The sequence below is a fragment of the Nocardioides sp. FY1077 genome, assembly GCF_058681775.1.
In genome coordinates this window covers 1,073,345-1,090,169 of sequence record NZ_JBZWDB010000003.1, presented here as the reverse complement: position 1 = coordinate 1,090,169, position 16,825 = coordinate 1,073,345, and the positions used below count along the sequence as shown (strand labels likewise).

Genomic DNA, 16,825 nt, shown 5'->3' with positions numbered 1-16,825 from the left:
CGCTACTCGACGCCGGCGGCCTTCTCCAACGCCGCGACCTCGTCCTCGAGGAACGTCAGCAGCCGCTGCAGGTGGGGCACGGTGCGGCGGCAGCCGGTCAGGCCGAACGCCATCTGACCGGCGTAGGAGGTGCAGGTGATGTTCAGCGCCATGCCGTTGATCGGGATCGACAGCGGGTAGATGCCGGTCATCCGGTTGCCGTTCCAGTAGTGCTGCTCGGTGGGGCCCGGCACGTTGCTGATGATGAGGTTGTACGGCGCCCGCACGATCCCCTGGAGCCGCAGCAGCGGCGGGATGATCGCCGGCGCCTGGCCCAGCGCGGTCATCGCCATCACCTGCGCCGGGGTCATCGACGACAGCGCCTGCTTGCCGTCCTCCATCGAGCTGTGGATGCTCAGCAGCCGCTCGCCGGCGTCGTCGAGGTGGGTGGCCAGCTGCACCAGCACCGCCGCGATCGCGTTGCCGCCGGCGGCCGAGGGGACGTGGGACTCCCGGGCGTTCAGGCCGACCGGCACCATCGCCACCATCGGCTGCTCGGGCAGCGCGTCGAGCTCGCGCAGGTAGGAGCGCATCGCGCCGCTGCACATCGCCAGCACGACGTCGTTGAGGGTGGTGCCGGTGGCCCGGCCGATGGCGTGCAGCCGCTCCAGCGGCCAGTCCTGCGCCGCGAAGCGCCGCGACCCGGTGATCGAGCGGTTGAACATGGTGCGGGGCGTGTGCAGCGAGACGGTGGTGGTCTCGTTGCGCACCCCGCGGGCCAGCGTCCGCACCAGCGCCGACGGCATCCCGGCGGCCTCGGCCGCCACGCCGAGGGCGGTGCGCACCAGTCGCGCCGGCAGCTCGGTGAGGTCGCGGTCGGCCCCGGTGGTCGCCAGCGCGGTGCTGCGGGGAGCGGGCCGGTCGGCCCACATGGCGGGCATGTCGCGCTCGTCGGGGTCGGTGCCGAGGGCGCTGCGCAGCAGCCGCATCGCCGCGACGCCGTCCACCAGCGCGTGGTGGGTCTTGGTGTACATCGCGACCTTGCCGTCGGCCAGGCCCTCGATGACGTGCGACTCCCACAGCGGGCGCTCGCGGGCCAGCCGCGTCGAGTGCAGCCGTCCGCACAGGTCGAACAGCTCGCGGTAGCGCCCCGGCTCCGGGAGCGCGCTGTGCCGCACGTGGTGCTCGATGTCGAAGTCGTCGTCGGGGGTCCAGACCAGCTGGCCGGCGGTGGCCAGCGAGCGGTGCGGACGCTTGAGGAACAGCGGCGACAGCTCGTCGACCGCGCGCAGCTGCTCGACGATCTCCCGCACGTGGTGGGGGCCGTCGTCGGCCGGCTCGAACAGCTGCAGGCCGCCCACGTTCATCGGCATGTGCCGGTTCTCCGCGAGGAGGAACGCCGTGGACGTGGGGTCGATCGGAGTGACCACGTGGGGCCTTTCGCTGTCGGACGCTGCAGGAGGCGGCGTCGGGACAGGATGACTCGCCGTGACCGCCGCCACAAGGAGAACGGTGAACCGGCGGTGACGTCACGGGGTGTCCGGGGGTGTCCGGCTGGTGACCGGGTGGTGTGCCCGGCCGCGCCGGCCGGCGTCGCCGAGAGGGTCGCCCCGGCGCTGCGGCAGCCACCAGTCGTCCACAGGTGGGCGTCGGCGCGGGCTGTCCCCAGGCGGGATCGCGGCGGCCCCGCGCCGGGTCGCCGCTGCCTAGCGTCGTCGTCGACACCGGGACCCACCGGTGCACGACAGCTCGGGAGACCCCATGACGCCGACCAACCCCACGACCACCGGCCCCACGACAGGCAGCGCCCGCGGCCGCGCCGCGACCGTCCGCTCCACGTCCCTGCGCCTCGCCGTCGCCACGGCCGGGCTCGCCGCGGCCGCTGCGGCCGGCTCGCTCGTCGGCGTGGCCGGCGCCCAGGCCGACGGGCCCACCCCCGGCGCCCGAGCCGCCAGCCCCGCGCCCGACACGATCGTGAAGGTCACCGGTGACGCCCGCAACGGCTTCGGCATCAAGCACCACGACGGCAGCGCCGAGTTCCCGCCGGCCCTGCGCGACGCCCTCGACGCGTGCGGCGACTTCCCCGCCCGCATCGGCCAGGCGCGCTGCCGCACCGAGGTCCGCACCTGGTACCGCGACCTCGGCGACACCAAGCAGGCCCTCAAGTGGGCCCACGCGAGCGCGGCGTGAGGCGGGCGGTGACGACCACCGGCCCGGCGACCGGGCGCCGGCGGGTGCGCCCGGCTGCGGGCCTCGCGCTGGTCGGCGTGCTCGGGCTCGGCGCCGTGCTGGCCGCCCCGGCCACCAGCAGCCCTGCGCCGAGCGCGCCGGCGCCCGACACGATCGTGGAGGTCACCGGTGACGCCGCGAACGGCTTCGAGGTGCACTTCCACGACGGCAGCGCGATCTTCCCGCCCACCGACTCCGAGGCGGCCGCGGAGTGCGGTGAGCACGACACCCGGGTCGCCCGGGTGCGCTGCCGCACGGAGGTGCGGGTCTGGTACCGCGACCTCGGCGACCTGCAGCAGGCGCTCGACTGGGCCCACCAAGGGGCCCACCACGGGGACCACCAGGGGTGAGGACCGCGCCCGCCCACGGCGGCGCCGTGGGCGGGCGCGACCCCTCGGGTTCTGGCACCATCAGGTGCCATGGAGGCTGTCGCGCTGGACGCGGTGTGGCGACGCAGTCGCACCTCGGCCCGGGCACGGGTGGCGCGGTGGCGCTCGAAGCGCTGGCAGATCCTGCAGTGCGCCGTCGCGGCCGGGGTGGCCTGGCTGATCGCCAGCGACCTCCTGGGCCACAGCAACCCCGTGTTCGCGCCCATCGCCGCCGTGGTCAGCCTCGGCACGTCCTACGGCCAGCGGCTGCGTCGGGTGGCGGAGGTGACCGCCGGGGTCGCCATCGGGGTGCTGCTCGCCGACCTGCTGATCGTGTGGCTCGGCGGCGGCGCCTGGCAGCTGGGCCTGATCGTGGCGCTCGCGATGACCGCCGCCGTGCTGCTCGACGCCGGCACGCTCTTCGTGAACCAGGCAGCGATCCAGTCCATCTTCGTGGTGGCGCTGCTGCCCGGCGCGGGTGCGTCGCTGACGCGCTGGACCGACGCGCTGATCGGGGGAGCGGTGGCCCTGGTGGCCGCCACGGTGGTGCCCGCCGCCCCGCTGCGGCGCCCGCGCGAGCAGGCCGCAGTGGTGCTGCGCAAGGTGGCGGCGCTGCTGCGCGGTGCTGCCGACACGATGGACGACGGCGACGTCGACCGGGCCTTCGCGCTGCTCGACGAGGCCCGCAGCACCGACGGCCTGCTCCGGCAGCTGCAGGCCGCCGCCGACGAGGGCATGGCGGTGGTGACCTCCTCGCCGTTCCGGGTGCGCCACCGCCCGGGCATCCGGCGGATGGCCGAGCTGGTCGGCCCGATGGACCGGGCCATGCGCAGCACGCGCGTCCTGGTGCGCCAGGCGACCGTGGCGGCCTACCACCACCGGCCGGTGCCCCCGTCCTACGCCACCGTGGCGCGCGAGCTGGCCGACGCCGTCGACCTGGTGGTCGGCGAGCTGGTGGCCGACCGCACCCCCGTGGCGGCCCAGCCCGCCCTGCTCGCCGTCGGCTGGACGACCGGGTCGGTGGAGCGCGCCGAGGAGATGACCGCCGAGGTGGTGCTGGCCCAGCTGCGCTCGGTGGTGGTCGACCTGCTGATGCTCACCGGCCTCGGCCAGCTGGAGTCCACCGACGCGCTGCCCCCGCCGCCGCGATGAGGCCGACCGCCGCGATCCGCCGTCCGGCCGGTCCGGGCGGGTGGGTCCTGCACGTCGACCTCGACGAGTTCATCGCCGCGGTCGAGCGGCTGCGCCGGCCCGAGCTGGCCGGGCGTCCGCTGGTGGTGGGAGGTCGCGGCGACCCCACGGAGCGGGGCGTCGTCGCCACCGCCTCCTACGAGGCGCGCGCCCACGGCGTCGGCTCCGGGATGCCGCTGCGGGTGGCGGCGCGCCGCCTCCCCGACGACGCGGTGTGGCTGCCGGTCGACAAGCCGGCCTACGACGAGGTCAGCGCCCGCGTCATGGACGTGCTGCGCGGGCTGCGGTGGGGAGGGCTGCCGGTGCTGGTGGAGGTGCTGGGCTGGGACGAGGCCTTCCTCGCCGCCGACCCCGCCGCCGACGCGCCGCCGGCCCCCGACGACGAGGCGGGCGCCACGGCGTACGCCGAGGAGGTGCGCGCGGCGGTGCTGGCGGCCACCGGGCTGCACTGCTCGGTGGGGGTGGGCGAGAACAAGCTGCAGGCCAAGACCGCGACCGGGTTCGGCAAGCCCCGCGGCGTCGGGGTGCTCACCGCTGCGCAGTGGTCGTCGGTGATGGGCCCGCGGCCCACCCGCGAGCTGTGGGGCGTGGGCAGCCGCACCGCGCAGAAGCTCGCCGCGCTCGACGTCCACACGATCGCCGAGCTGGGCGCCGCCGACGACGCGGCGCTCGCTGCGGTGCTCGGGCCGACGACCGGACCGTGGTACGGCCGGCTGGGCCGCGGCACCGACACCTCCGCGGTCGACCCGACGCCGTGGGTGCCGCGGGCGCACGGGCGCGAGACGACGTTCCAGGTCGACCTCGTCGACCCCGCCGAGGTGGCCCGCGAGGTGCGGGCGCTCACCGCGCGGGTGCTCGCCGACATCGAGGCGGAGGGCCGAGACGCCGTCCGCGTCGTGCTGAAGGTGCGCCTGCGCCCGTTCCAGACGGTGACCCGCAGCCGCACCCTGCCCGCGCCCACCCGCGACGAGGGCGTGCTGGCCGACGCGGCGGTCGCGCTGCTCGACCGCGTGGAGGCCGGTCGGCCCGTGCGGCTGCTGGGCGTGCGCCTCGAGATGGTGCCGCCCGAGGGCGGCTACTGACCGCTCGCCGGCACGGGTGCCGGTCCGTCGTGGGCGGCGTGGGGCGTGGGGCGTGGTGACGGGGGGCGCGGCTCAGCCGAGGTCGTCGCGCAGCTCGCGCACCACCGAGTCGACCACGGCCACCAGGTCGCCGTCGGTGGCGGCCGCGACCGCCCGCTGGCGCTGGTACGACGCGCCGTGCGCCACCACGTCGGTCACCTGGGCCAGCTCGGCGGAGCAGCCGAGCCGCTCCGCCACCGGCGCCAGCCGCTCCACGAGGTCGGCGAGGTCGTCGGTGACCGGCCGCTCGGTGCAGTGCTCGTCGAGGATGACGATGGCGTCGAGGCCGTAGCGCGCGGCGCGCCACTTGTTCTCCTGCACGTGCCACGGCGCCATCGTCGGCAGCGTCTCGCCCGCGGCCAGCCGGGTGTCGAGGTCCACGACCAGGCAGTGGGTGAGCGCCACCAGCGCCCCGAGGTCGGTGAACGTGGAGACGCCGTCGCACACCCTGCTCTCCAGCGTGCCGAGGTGGGCCGCGGGACGCACGTCCCACCGGATCTCGGAGAGGTCGTCGATCACCCCGGTCGTGAGCTGGTCCTGGGCGAAGCGCTCGAAGCCCTCCCAGGTGTCGAACTGGAACGGCAGGCCCGCCGTCGGCAGCTGCTGGAACATCAGCGCGCGGTTGGAGGCGTAGCCGGTGTCGACCCCGGCCCAGATCGGTGACGACGCCGAGAGCGCCTGCAGGTGGGGGTAGTGGTTGAGCAGCGACGACAGCACCGGCATCACCCGGGAGCGCTCGGGAAGCCCGACGTGCACGTGCACCCCCCAGATGAGCATCTGCCGGCCCCACCACTGGGTGCGGTTGATCAGCTCCTCGTAGCGGTGGCCCTCGCTGAGCTGCTGGTTGGTCCACGACGCGAACGGGTGGGTGCCGCCGCCGTAGAGGTCGACGTCGAGCTCGTCGGCCGCCGGCACCACCGCCTCCAGGGTGCGGCGCAGGTCGGCGAGCGCCTCGCCGACGGTGCCGCAGATCCCGGTCACGGCCTCCACGGTGTTGCGCAACAGCTCCTCGTGGAGGCGGTCGGGGTGGGGCAGGCCCGGCGAGGCCAGCGCGAAGAGGTCCGCGGCGCAGTTGGCGAGGTCGCGGTCGGTGCGTCCGACCAGCGCGAGCTCCCACTCCACCCCGAGCGTCGGGGTCGGCGAGCCGTGGAAGTCGATGCGCACGCCACCAGCGAACCACACGCGCGATCCGCCCCGGCCCTCCCCGTGGGTCAGCCGGGCTGCCCGACCAGGTCGAGCCAGCGCTGCGCGGCCCCGTCGTACGGCGGCGCGCCGGCCCGCACCGCGGCGTGCACCGCGGCGCACGACCGCTCCGCGTGCGCGACCACCTCGGCGGGGTAGTCGAGGGTGACCCGGTGCTCGGCGAACTCGTCCTCGTCGTCGACGTACACCTCGCCGTCGGCGCGGCGCACCACGTCGAGGTCGAGGTCGACCGCGGCGACGACCGGTCCGGCGGGCCCGGCCACCCACCGCGGCGGGGTCGTCACGTCGACATAGACGTCGCACCAGATGCCGGGGGCGTGGAACGTGGCCGCCCAGCCGGCGTCCGGGTCGGCGGGCAGCAGCGTCACCGAGTCGACGTCGGAGCGGAACTCCAGGCCCGGGCGGGCGTGGTGGGTGCCGCGCGGCACGCCGACCCAGTCACCGTGCGCGTCGCTGCCCAGGTAGGTGCCGGCCAGCTGCCAGTGGGGCCGGTCGCTCCACTTGGTCATCTCGATGCGGACGGGCGCTCCCGGACTCGGCCTCATACGGCCCATCGTGCCCCACCCGGGGGCCGGGCGGGGTCGGGCGGTTTCCCCGGCCGGCCGGGGAAACCGGCACTGGGTGGCCGAAATGTCAGCCACCCAGTGGCAGTTTCCGCCTGCCAGTCACTGCCGCACGCCCCCCGGCCCGGTGTGCCGCCCGGGCTGGAGGTCGAGGAGAAGCTCAGACGACCTGGGTCTTGGCGGGCAGGACCTTCTTCGAGACCCGCGCGATGACGTCCTGGTAGCGCGAGCCGGCGAGCTTGCCGAAGGTGTGCAGCGCGTGGGCGTCGAGCCCGACGAGCACCCGCGCCTGGTTGCGCAGGATGCCGCGCACAATGATCTCGGCGGCCCGCTCGGGGGTCATCTTCGCCAGCTTCTCGTCGAAGAACTTGGCGGTGGCGGCCTGGTCCTCCTGGGCGGAGACCCGGGAGTTGCGGGCGATCGCGGTCTTGATGCCGCCGGGGTGCACGGCGGTGACGCCGACGGGGTGGCCCGCGATCAGCATCTCCTCGCGCAGCGCCTCGGTCATCCCGCGCACGGCGTACTTCGAGGCGTTGTACATGCTCTGCCCCGGCATGGAGATCAGGCCGAAGAGCGACGACAGGTTGACGACGTGGCCGTCGCCGGAGGCGATGAGGTGGGGCAGGAACGCCTTCGTGCCGTGCACGACGCCCCAGAAGTTGATCCCGATGATCCACTCCATGTCGTCGTGCTCGAGGTCGAGGAAGTCACCGGCCAGCGCGACGCCGGCGTTGTTGACGACCACGTTGACCCGGCCGAAGTGGTCGGCGACGCTAGCGGCGTAGGCCTCCACGGCGGCGCGGTCGGCGACGTCGAGGCGGTCGGAGCGCACCTCGCGGGCCCCGGCGCCCTGGACGAGGCGCACGGTCTCGGCGAGACCGGCCCCGTCGACGTCGGAGAGGGCGAGCAGCGAGCCCTTCCCGGCGAGGTCCAGGGCCAGGGCCCGGCCGATGCCGGAGCCGGCACCGGTGATCACGACGACCTTGTCGGCGAGCGTCTTCATGCGTTCACGTCCTCACGTGTGGGGGTGTGCGGGGTCTGCGGCACGTCGGGCCCGGCCGGGTCGGTCGGGCCGGTGACGGCGTAGGCGGCGGGGTCGAAGCGGGCGAGCAGGCGCCGGAAGCCGAACGTGGAGCGCGGCCACAGCGTGGTGTTGCGCCCGTGCTCGTCGAGGTACCAGCTCGAGCACCCCCCGGTGCTCCACACCGTGCGCTCCATGCGCCGGTGGAGGCTGTCGTTCCACTCGCGGGTGGCGCGCTCGGTCGGCTCGACGGCGGCGTAGCGGTGGCGGCGCATGGTGCGGATCGCGTCGCGCACGTAGGCCACCTGCGACTCGATCATGAACACCATGCTGGAGTGCCCGAGGCCGGTGTTGGGCCCCACCATCATGAAGAGGTTGGGGAACTCCGGCACGGTCGTGCCCTTGTACGCCGCCATCCCGCTCTCGCGCCAGCGCGCGGCCAGCGTGCGACCGGTGCGGCCCGTGAGGTGCTCGGTGATCGGCAGCTCGGTGGTGTAGAAGCCGGTGGCCACGATCAGCACGTCGATCTCGCGCTCGGTGCCGTCGGCGGTGACGATGCCGCGCTCGGTGACCCGGGCGATGCGGTCGGTGACGACCTCGGTGTCGGGTCGCGCCAGCGCGGGGTAGTAGCGGTTGGAGATCAGGATGCGCTTGCAGCCGATCTGGAAGTCGGGGGTCACCGCAGCGCGCAGCGCCGGGTCGTCGATGGCCTTGGCGATGTTGGCCTCGGCCATCTTGCGCGCCGGCGCCAGCACGGCGGGCGCCAGCGTGAACGGCGGCACGTACGACTCGCGGCCCCAGTAGATCGCCGTGCGGTAGGCCTTCTGCAGGCCCGGCACGCGCCGCAGCGCGGTCTTCTCGAGACGGCCGTAGCGCCGGTCGTGGCGCGGCATCACCCAGGGCGCGGTGCGCTGGTAGACGTCGAGGTGGGCGGCCTGCTCGGCCACCTCCGGGACGATCTGGATGGCCGAGGCGCCGGTGCCGATGACCGCCACCCGCTTGCCGGTGAGGTCGGTGCGGTGGTCCCAGCGCGCGGAGTGGAACAGCTCGCCGCCGAAGCCCTCGATGCCCTCGATGTCGGGCAGGCGGGGCTCGGAGAGGCCGCCGGCGCCGACGACGAGCGTGGTCGCGAGGTAGTCGCCATCGCTGGTGCGCACGAGCCAGGCCTGCTCGGCGTCGTCCCAGGAGGCGTCGTCGACGGTGGTGTCGAACACGAAGCGGTCGAGCACGCCCGACTCGCGCGCCACCCGCCGGATGTAGGCCTGGATCTCCGGCTGCGGCGAGAACGACATCGACCAGTCGGGGTTGGGCGCGAAGGAGTAGGAGTACAGCTGGCTCGGGACGTCGCACGCCGCGCCCGGGTAGGTGTTGTCGCGCCAGGTGCCGCCGACGTCGGAGCCCTTCTCGACCACGACGAAGTCGCGCTCGCCGTCCTCGTCGAGCTTGATGGCCGCGCACAGCCCTGCGAAGCCGGCGCCGACGACGAGGTGGTCGACCCGACGGGGGGCGTCGCTGCGGTCGGAGGGGGAGGAGGTCATGGCGAGGACCGTACTGGCGCTATTGAACAAGCGTCAATAGAGTGGCCACGTGAGCAGCAGCACCAGCCCCCGCACCCGTCTCAGCCCCGACGAGCGTCGTTCGCAGCTGCTCGACCTCGGCGTGCGGCTGCTGGCCACGCGCTCGGTCGACGAGCTGAGCATCGACCTGCTCGCCGAGGAGGCCGGCATCTCGCGGGGGCTGCTGTACCACTACTTCGGGAGCAAGCACGCCTTCCACGAGGCCGTCGTGCGCCGGGCGGCCGACGACCTCGTGGAGCAGACCGCGCCGCCGCAGCAGGGCGACCCGATCGAGCGGCTGCTGCTGTCGATCACGGCCTACCTCGACTACGTGGAGGCCAACCACGAGGGCTACCTGTCGCTGGTCAGGGGCGCCGCGCGCGGCAACGACACCCTGCGCGCGGTCTACGAGGAGGCGCGCTCCGCGCTCACCGACCGGCTCTTCCGCGAGGACGCCGAGGGCCGGCTGCTGCCCGACACCCCCGCCAGCCGGCTGCTGGTGCACGGCTGGGCGGCGATGAACGAGGACCTCGTGCTGGCCTGGATCGACGACCCCGGCGAGGTCACCCGCGAGCAGCTGCTGACGATGCTGACCATGTCGCTGCCCGCCCTGGTGACCACCCTCCCCGGCTGACCTCCCCGGCCGGCGTCCCGCTACTCCACGCCGGTGGACAGGTCGTACAGGGTGACGCCGTCGACCACCTGGGCGGTGAAGGTCTCCTCGACCCACGCGCTGATCTGCGCCGAGGTGCCGGAGTCGCCGCCCATCATGGAGCCGCCGCTGATGAACCAGTGCACCTCGCCGTCGGCGACGTAGGTCTGGAACTGCGCCAGCGTGGGGCTCGGGTCGGTGCCGTTGAACCCCCCGATCGCCATGACCGGCTGCTCGGTGGAGAGCTGGTAGCCCGCGGCGGTGTTGGACCCCACCGCGGCCGCCACCCAGGTGAAGGAGTCGGCGTCGGCGACCAGCAGCGCGTCGACGGCGGCGCTGGACGTGCTGCCCTCGAGCAGCCCGCCGGGGCTCGCCGCGCCGGGCGTGGTCCCCGTGGTGCCGGGGAAGCCGCCCCCCGGCATGCCGCCGGCCGGCGGCGTACCGCCACCGGGGAAGCCGCCCGCGCCCTCCGACGTGGGCCCGGCGGTCGGGACGGAGCCGGTGTGGGGCGTGCCGGCGGTGGCCAGCGACCACGCCGTGGGCCCGGCGAGCGTGGCGACCAGCGCCGCGGCGGCCACGGCCGCGGCGGCCCGCCGCGGGAGGTGGCGCACCCCGGCCAGCAGCACCGTCGCGACGACCCCGACGACCCCGACGGCCCAGGGCAGCCACGGGTGCCAGTCGTCGGTGCGGCGCAGCAGGACGACGGCGAGCGCGGTGGTGAGCGCGGTGGTCGTGGCGAGCACCGCGGAGGCCACCAGCGAGTCGCGGTGCTGCCACACCGCCCACGCCCCGGTGCCGACGAGCGCGGCCAGGGCCGGCGCCAGTGCGACGGAGTAGTAGGCGTGGAAGATCCCGCTCATGAACGAGAAGGTGGCGGCGGTGACCACCAGCCACCCCAGCCACACCACGAGCGTGGCGCGCAGCACCCGGGCGCTGCGGGCGGGTGTCGCACCGGTCAGGCGCCCGCGGCCGGCGAGCACCAGCGCGGCCACGCCGAGCACCAGCGCGGCCGGCAGCAGCCACCCCGCCTGCCCGCCGTTCTCGCTGTCGAGCAGCCGCAGCACCCCGGTGCTGCCCCAGCCGCTGGCGCCGCCCACCGAGCCGGTCTCGTCGCCGGTCAGCCGGCCCAGGCCGTTGTAGCCCAGCGCGAGCTCGAGCACGGAGTTCTCCTGCGAGCCGCCGACGTAGGGCCGCGACGACGCCGGCACGAGCTCGACCACCGCGACCCACCAGCCGCCGGCCACCACCATCGACGCGAACGCGACCAGCAGGTGCGCCAGGCGGCGCCGCAGCGGCACGGCGGCCAGGAGGGCGTAGGCCAGCGCGAACGCCGGCAGCACCAGGAAGGCCTGCAGCATCTTGGCCAGGAACGCCAGCCCCACGAGCGCGCCGGCCAGCGCGAGCCACCGCACCGGGTGGCCGACCACCGCACCGGCCGGGCCCACGGTGGCCTCGACCGCCCGCTGCACGCCGTACGCCGCCCCGACCAGCAGCAGGACCAGCGCGGCGTCGGGGTTGTCGAAGCGGAACATCAGCACCGCCACCGGCGTCAGCGCCAGCACCGCGCCGGCCAGCAGACCGGCCCCGGCCGAGCCGGTGACGCGCCGGACCAGCGTGTGCAGCAGCGCCACCGACGCCACGCCCATCAGCGCCTGCGGCACCAGCACCGCCCACGACGACAGCCCGAAGACGCGCACCGAGAGCGCCATCGGCCACAGCGACAGCGGTGTCTTGTCGACGGTGACGGAGCCGGCGGCGTCGGAGGCGCCGAAGAAGAAGGCCGACCACGACTGCGAGCCGGCCTGCACGGCGGCGGCGTAGAAGGAGTTGCCCCAGCCCGACGCGCCGAGGTCCCAGAGGTACAGGACGGCGGTGGCGCCGAGGAGCAGGGCGAGCGCCACGCGCTCCCGGGGGAGTCTCAGGACCCCGGGAGCGGTGGCGCCCGCGTCTGGGTGCGGTCCGCCGGGCTGCGGCGGGACCGGGCGGGAGTGCTCGTGCAGGACGGAGGAGGGACGGCTCGACATGCCCGCCACGTTCCGCCCACCGGCTGGCACGGCCTCAGGTCGAGGCTGTCAGCCGACTGTGAGCCTGTAGGAGCGCTCCCACCGCCGATGGTACGACGCCGTGCCCCGGGTGCCAACGGGGCCCGGGTGCTCAGTCGCCGCGGACGACCTCGGCGAGCTGGTCGAGGCCCCACGTGAGGTCGGCGGCCTCGACCACGAGCGGCGGGGCCAGGCGGATCGTGGAGCCGTGGGTGTCCTTGGCCAGCACGCCGCGGGCCATCAGGGCCTCGCAGACGTCGCGACCGGTGCCGACGGCGGGGTCGATGTCGACCCCGGCCCACAGCCCGCGGGTGCGCACGGTGAGCACACCGTGGCCCACCATCGCGTCGAGCCGCTCGCGCATCACGACGCCGAGCTCGGCGGCGCGCTGCTGGTGCTCGCCGGTGGCCAGCATCCGCACGACCTCCAGGCCCACCGCGCAGGCCAGCGGGTTGCCGCCGAAGGTGGAGCCGTGCTGGCCCGGGCGGAGCACGCCGAGCACGTCGCGGTCGGCGACCACGGCCGAGACCGGGACGATGCCGCCGCCGAGGGCCTTGCCGAGCACGTACACGTCGGGCACGACGTCCTCGTGGTCGCAGGCGAAGGTGCGCCCGGTGCGGCCGAGGCCGGCCTGGATCTCGTCGGCGACCATCAGCACGTTCTCGCGGGTGCACACCTCGCGCAGGCCGCGCAGGAAGCCGTCGGGGGGCAGCACGACGCCGCCCTCGCCCTGGATCGGCTCGATGAGCACGGCCACGGTGTCGGCGTCGATGGCGGCCTCGACCGCGGCGAGGTCGCCGTACGGCACCAGCTGGAAGCCGGGCGCGAAGGGACCGAAGCCGTTGTGGGCGTCGGGGTCGTCGGAGAAGCCGACGATGGTGGTGGTGCGGCCGTGGAAGTTGCCGGCGGCGACGATGATCTTGGCCTGGCCGGGGGTCACGCCCTTGACCTCGTAGCCCCACTTGCGCGAGACCTTGATGGCGGTCTCGACGGCCTCGGCGCCGGTGTTCATCGGCAGCACGAGCTCCTTGCCGCACAGGTCGCCGAGCTCGGCGCAGAAGTCGGCGAACCGGTCGTGCACGAACGCCCGGCTGGTGAGGGTGAGCCGGTCGAGCTGCTCGTGGGCCGCGCGGAGCAGGCCGGGGTGGCCGTGGCCGAAGTTGAGCGCGGAGTAGCCCGAGAGCAGGTCGAGGAAGCGCGTGCCGTCGACGTCGGTCATCCAGGCGCCCTCGGCGTGCTCCACCACGACCGGCAGCGGGTGGTAGTTGTGCGCCGTACGTGCCTCGGCGCGCTGGTAGAGCCCGGTGCTGCGGGGGGTGTCGGTCAGGGATGCCGTCATGGCTCGTCTCCTCCTGGTGGCCCGCGGCGGGAGGCGGCGGGTCGGGGGCGGGTCGGGCGGGTCGTGGTGCCGGTGGTGCGGGGTGCCGGGGCGGGCACCCGGGCCAGCCCACCAGGCCAGGCGAGGCCTGGCCGAGGATTGTCAGACAATCTCAGGGTGAGGGTATCTCCCCACCGGGCGCCGCGCCGATTCCGCGCGCGGGCCCGTCGTGCCCCTGCCTGCGGGTCGTGCGTGCGGGTCCTGCGTGCGGGTCAGGAGCGGGGGAGGTGCACCTCGACGGTGGTGTCGCCGGGCCGGCTGGTCAGGTCGACCCGGCCGCCGTGGGCGGCGACGATCGCCTCCACCAGCGCGAGGCCCAGCCCGGCGCCGCCGGCGGCCTGCGCGTGACCCCGGGTGCGGGCGGTGTCGCCGCGGGCGAAGCGCTCGAAGGCGTGGTCGAGGAGCTCGGGGGCGAAGCCGGGGCCGTCGTCGTGCACCGCGAAGCCGTCGGCCAGCGCGGTCACCGTGACGGTGGAGCCGGGCGGGGTGTGCTTGCGGGCGTTGGTGAGCAGGTTGGTCACCACCTGGTGCAACCGCTGCTCGTCGCCGGGCAGCTCCACCGGCTCGTCGTGGGGCAGGTCCAGGCGCCAGTGGTGCTCGGGGGCCACCACGCGGGCGTCGGAGACGGCCTCCAGCAGCAGGCGGGTCACGTCGACCGGCGACCGGTCGAGCGGACGCCCGGCGTCGAGGCGGGCCAGCAGCAGCAGGTCCTCGACCAGCGAGGTCATCCGGGCCGACTCCTCCTCCACCTTCACCAGCGCCGTCCCGACGGCCGCGTGGTCGTCGGGACGCCGGCGCGCGAGCTCGGTGTAGCCCGCGATGGTGGCCAGCGGCGTGCGCAGCTCGTGGGAGGCGTCGGCGACGAACTGGCGCACCTGCTGCTCGCTGCGGTGGCGCGCCCCGAGCGACGACTCCACGTGGGCGAGCAGGGTGTTCAGCGCCGCCCCCACCTGGCCGACCTCGGTGCGCTCGTCGGTGAGGTGGTCCGGCACCCGCTCGGTCAGGTCGATCTCACCCTCGGCCAGCGGCAGCGCCGCCACGCTGTGGGCGGTGGCCGCCACCTCGCGCAGGGGGCGCAGCTGGCGTCGTACGACGACCAGCCCGGCCGCGCCTGCCACGAGCGCGCCGAGCAGCACCAGCACGGCCTCGGTGGTGACCAGCGTCGACACCACGCCGTCGACGTCGTCGGTGGGCAGGCCGGCGGCCACCCGGAACGTGCCCTGCTCGTTGTCCTCCACCGCCACCCAGTAGGTGCCGACGCCGGGGAGGCCGACGCGGCGCGCCTCCCCGTCGGCGGGGAGCTCGGCCAGCACGTCGAGCGCGGCCGACGACAGGGTGCGCTGGCCCGGACGGCCCTCCTCGCCGGGGGTGAGCACCGCCCCCGACCGGTCGCCCTCCGCCGCGCCGACGAGCGCGACGTAGGCGGTCAGCGTGCCGACCTGCTGGCCGCGGCCGGGGTCGCCGCGGCCTTCGTCGTCCTGGCCGTCGTCCTGGGTGTCGGTGCCGTCGCCCGGGAGCACGGGGTCGAACGGGGGAGGCGACAGCGGGCTGTCGGGGGCGAAGAGCGGGTCCTGGGTGACGAACGCCGCGCGCTGCAGGGCCGCGCGCACGTCGTCGTCCACCTGGTCGCGCAGGTAGGACCGCACCGACAGCGTGGCGATGGTGCCGATCAGCAGGGAGACCAGCAGCACCAGCGCCACCGCGGTGACGACGAGGCGGGCCGTGAGGGAGGCGGGGCGGCGCACGCGCGGGCCGCTCAGGCCGTCGGCTTGAGCACGTAGCCGGCGCCGCGCATGGTGTGGATCATCGGCGCGCGCCCGGCGTCGACCTTCTTGCGCAGGTAGGAGATGTAGAGCTCGACCACGTTGGCCTGCCCGCCGAAGTCGTAGTTCCAGACCCGGTCGAGGATCTGGGCCTTGCTCAGGACCCGGCGCGGGTTGCGCATGAGGAAGCGCAGCAGCTCGAACTCGGTGGCGGTGAGGGTGATCTCGGTGCCGGCGCGGAAGACCTCGTGGCTGTCCTCGTCGAGGCTGAGGTCGCCGACCTGCAGCACCGACGACTCGGCGGCGGCCTGCGCTCCGGCGCGGCGCATCAGCCCGCGCAGCCGGGCCACGACCTCCTCCAGCGAGAAGGGCTTGGTGACGTAGTCGTCGCCGCCGGCGGTCAGGCCGGCCACACGGTCCTCCACGGCGTCGCGGGCGGTGAGGAACACGACCGGCACGGCGGGGTCGTGGGCGCGCATCCGGCGCAGCACCTCGAGGCCGTCGAAGTCGGGCAGCATCATGTCGAGCACCACCGCGTCGGGGCGGAACTCCTTGGCCGTCGCCACCGCCTTCGTGCCGGTGTGGGCCGCGCTCACCTCGAAGCCCTCGTAGCGCAGGGCCATCGAGATCAGCTCGGCGATGTTGACCTCGTCGTCGACGACGAGGACGCGCAGCGGGGTGCCGTCGGGTCGGGTGAGCTCCATGGCACCACTGTGGCCGTGGTTCCTGTGCGACGCCTGTGTGTCTGCTGGGTGGGCGCCCATCACTCGTCGCTGCGGCACGGCCCGCCCACAGGCCCGGCACAGCCGACCGGGTCAGCGTGGCGCCATGGACTCCGACCAGACCCCCGCCCCCGCCCCCGACCCGGCGCCCTCGCCGTCGCCCTCGCCGGACGCCGCCCCGGCCGCCGAGGGGGGCGGCTGGCGACGGCGCCTGCTGGCCGCGCGCGGCGTGGTGGCCGTCGCCGCGGCCAGCCTGCTCCTCGGCGGCGCCGGCGGGGCGGCCCTCGGCCTGGCCGCCGGCTCGGGTGACGACGACGAGCGCGGGCCCGGGGGGCCGGGTGGGTTCGGCGGTCGCGGCAGCGTGCCCGGGCAGGTCGTCCAGCCCGGAACCCAGCCCGGCGTGCCGAGCGACCCCGCCGCACCCGACCTCGGCGACAACACCGACGACAGCACCGACGCCGACCCGACCTGAGCGCCTCCGACCTCAGAGGGAGCGACCGCGCCGGCCGGCGATCAGGTGCCTGCGACGGCCCCCAGGTCCTTGCGCAGGTGCACGTCGGCGTGGCCGGGCGTGGGGACGGCCTCCCAGCGGGCGATCTCGACGTACCCGTGCCGCTCGTAGAAGCCGGGGGCCTGGAAGGTGAACGAGGTGGTGAAGGCGTGGGTGCAGCCGCGGCGCACCGCCTCGGCCTCGACGTCGGCGAGCAGCCGGGCGCCCACCCCGCTGCCGCGGGCGTCCTCGCGCACCCACACCATCGCCAGACCGGCCGCGCTGCCCCAGGTCCAGCCGCTGATGCCGCCGACGAGGTCGCCGTCGTCGTCACGCACCTGGGCGGTGAGCTCGCGGGCGGGCTCGACGCCGGCGGTGGCTGCGGCGTTCACCTCGTCGAGCCGGTCGGAGAGCTGTTGGTCGAGGTCGGGATCGGCGCCGCCCACCTGGGTGGGACGGTCGTGCTGGTCGCGGGTCACGCCCGATCCTCACCCGCCGGCCCCGCGGGTGACAACGCCGTCCCTGCCGCGGCCGGTGCGGCGGGCTC

General features: G+C 75.0%; 16 protein-coding genes. 6 read left to right on the top strand and 10 right to left on the bottom strand.

Translation table 11 applies throughout. The features are described 5' to 3' along the window. Positions 1-2: 2 nt before the first annotated feature. Positions 3-1,409 carry a WS/DGAT/MGAT family O-acyltransferase gene (locus AC4OR8_RS14790; RefSeq protein ID WP_492166323.1) on the bottom strand — a complete coding sequence of 469 codons (1,407 nt, stop codon included), beginning with the start codon at positions 1,407-1,409 and terminating at the stop codon, positions 3-5. A gap of 331 nt (positions 1,410-1,740) precedes the next feature. On the opposite strand from AC4OR8_RS14790, the gene AC4OR8_RS14785 reads away from it, so the two are divergent. The 4 genes from AC4OR8_RS14785 (at position 1,741) to AC4OR8_RS14770 (ending at position 4,849) form a co-directional block, all read left to right on the top strand. Next, complete coding sequence (locus AC4OR8_RS14785) at positions 1,741-2,169, top strand: hypothetical protein (protein WP_492166322.1); 429 nt, start codon at positions 1,741-1,743, stop codon at positions 2,167-2,169. 8 nt (positions 2,170-2,177) lie between these two features. After that, the gene (locus AC4OR8_RS14780; RefSeq protein ID WP_492166321.1) at positions 2,178-2,558 is read left to right on the top strand and encodes a hypothetical protein; all 381 of its coding nucleotides are present in this window, start codon (positions 2,178-2,180) and stop codon (positions 2,556-2,558) included. 69 nt (positions 2,559-2,627) lie between these two features. Then, positions 2,628-3,728 carry an FUSC family protein gene (locus AC4OR8_RS14775; RefSeq protein ID WP_492166320.1) on the top strand — a complete coding sequence of 367 codons (1,101 nt, stop codon included), beginning with the start codon at positions 2,628-2,630 and terminating at the stop codon, positions 3,726-3,728. After that, positions 3,725-4,849 carry a DNA polymerase IV gene (locus AC4OR8_RS14770; RefSeq protein ID WP_492166319.1) on the top strand — a complete coding sequence of 375 codons (1,125 nt, stop codon included), beginning with the start codon at positions 3,725-3,727 and terminating at the stop codon, positions 4,847-4,849. Before AC4OR8_RS14775 ends, AC4OR8_RS14770 begins: the two co-directional genes overlap by 4 nt. A gap of 72 nt (positions 4,850-4,921) precedes the next feature. Here AC4OR8_RS14770 and AC4OR8_RS14765 read toward each other — a convergent pair whose 3' ends face one another. The 4 genes from AC4OR8_RS14765 to AC4OR8_RS14750 all read right to left on the bottom strand — a co-directional run bounded on the left by AC4OR8_RS14765 (position 4,922) and on the right by AC4OR8_RS14750 (position 9,213). Further along, complete coding sequence (locus tag AC4OR8_RS14765; RefSeq protein ID WP_492166318.1) at positions 4,922-6,052, bottom strand: glutamate--cysteine ligase; 1,131 nt, start codon at positions 6,050-6,052, stop codon at positions 4,922-4,924. Between the two features lie 47 nt (positions 6,053-6,099). Beyond that, a complete protein-coding gene (locus tag AC4OR8_RS14760) occupies positions 6,100-6,636 on the bottom strand; it encodes a DUF402 domain-containing protein (protein WP_492166317.1) in 537 nt (178 codons plus the stop codon). Positions 6,637-6,814: 178 nt separating this feature from the next. Continuing rightward, a complete protein-coding gene (locus AC4OR8_RS14755) occupies positions 6,815-7,657 on the bottom strand; it encodes an SDR family NAD(P)-dependent oxidoreductase (protein WP_492166316.1) in 843 nt (280 codons plus the stop codon). Continuing rightward, complete coding sequence (locus AC4OR8_RS14750) at positions 7,654-9,213, bottom strand: flavin-containing monooxygenase (RefSeq protein ID WP_492166315.1); 1,560 nt, start codon at positions 9,211-9,213, stop codon at positions 7,654-7,656. The genes AC4OR8_RS14755 and AC4OR8_RS14750 overlap by 4 nt, the downstream gene beginning before the upstream one ends. Positions 9,214-9,262: 49 nt before the next feature. Here AC4OR8_RS14750 and AC4OR8_RS14745 point away from each other — a divergent pair, with 49 nt between their 5' ends. Beyond that, positions 9,263-9,865, top strand: a complete 603-nt coding sequence (locus tag AC4OR8_RS14745; RefSeq protein WP_492166314.1) for a TetR/AcrR family transcriptional regulator — start codon at positions 9,263-9,265, stop codon at positions 9,863-9,865. A 20-nt stretch (positions 9,866-9,885) separates the two neighbouring features. Here the strand turns inward: AC4OR8_RS14745 and AC4OR8_RS14740 are convergent, their stop codons facing one another. The 4 genes from AC4OR8_RS14740 to AC4OR8_RS14725 form a co-directional block, all read right to left on the bottom strand. After that, positions 9,886-11,784, bottom strand: a complete 1,899-nt coding sequence (locus AC4OR8_RS14740; RefSeq protein ID WP_492166313.1) for an ArnT family glycosyltransferase — start codon at positions 11,782-11,784, stop codon at positions 9,886-9,888. 253 nt (positions 11,785-12,037) lie between these two features. Then, positions 12,038-13,264 (bottom strand): ornithine--oxo-acid transaminase, encoded by a 1,227-nt coding sequence (gene rocD, locus AC4OR8_RS14735; protein WP_492166312.1) that lies wholly within the window; start codon positions 13,262-13,264, stop codon positions 12,038-12,040. A 251-nt stretch (positions 13,265-13,515) separates the two neighbouring features. Beyond that, complete coding sequence (locus AC4OR8_RS14730; protein ID WP_492166311.1) at positions 13,516-15,048, bottom strand: sensor histidine kinase; 1,533 nt, start codon at positions 15,046-15,048, stop codon at positions 13,516-13,518. An 11-nt stretch (positions 15,049-15,059) separates the two neighbouring features. Further along, positions 15,060-15,770, bottom strand: a complete 711-nt coding sequence (locus tag AC4OR8_RS14725) for a response regulator transcription factor (protein WP_492166310.1) — start codon at positions 15,768-15,770, stop codon at positions 15,060-15,062. A 124-nt stretch (positions 15,771-15,894) separates the two neighbouring features. Here AC4OR8_RS14725 and AC4OR8_RS14720 point away from each other — a divergent pair, with 124 nt between their 5' ends. Beyond that, on the top strand, positions 15,895-16,260 hold the full coding sequence (locus AC4OR8_RS14720) for a hypothetical protein (RefSeq protein ID WP_492166309.1): 366 nt from the start codon (positions 15,895-15,897) through the stop codon (positions 16,258-16,260). Positions 16,261-16,301: 41 nt separating this feature from the next. Here the strand turns inward: AC4OR8_RS14720 and AC4OR8_RS14715 are convergent, their stop codons facing one another. Continuing rightward, on the bottom strand, positions 16,302-16,757 hold the full coding sequence (locus AC4OR8_RS14715; protein WP_492166308.1) for a GNAT family N-acetyltransferase: 456 nt from the start codon (positions 16,755-16,757) through the stop codon (positions 16,302-16,304). Positions 16,758-16,825: the final 68 nt, after the last annotated feature.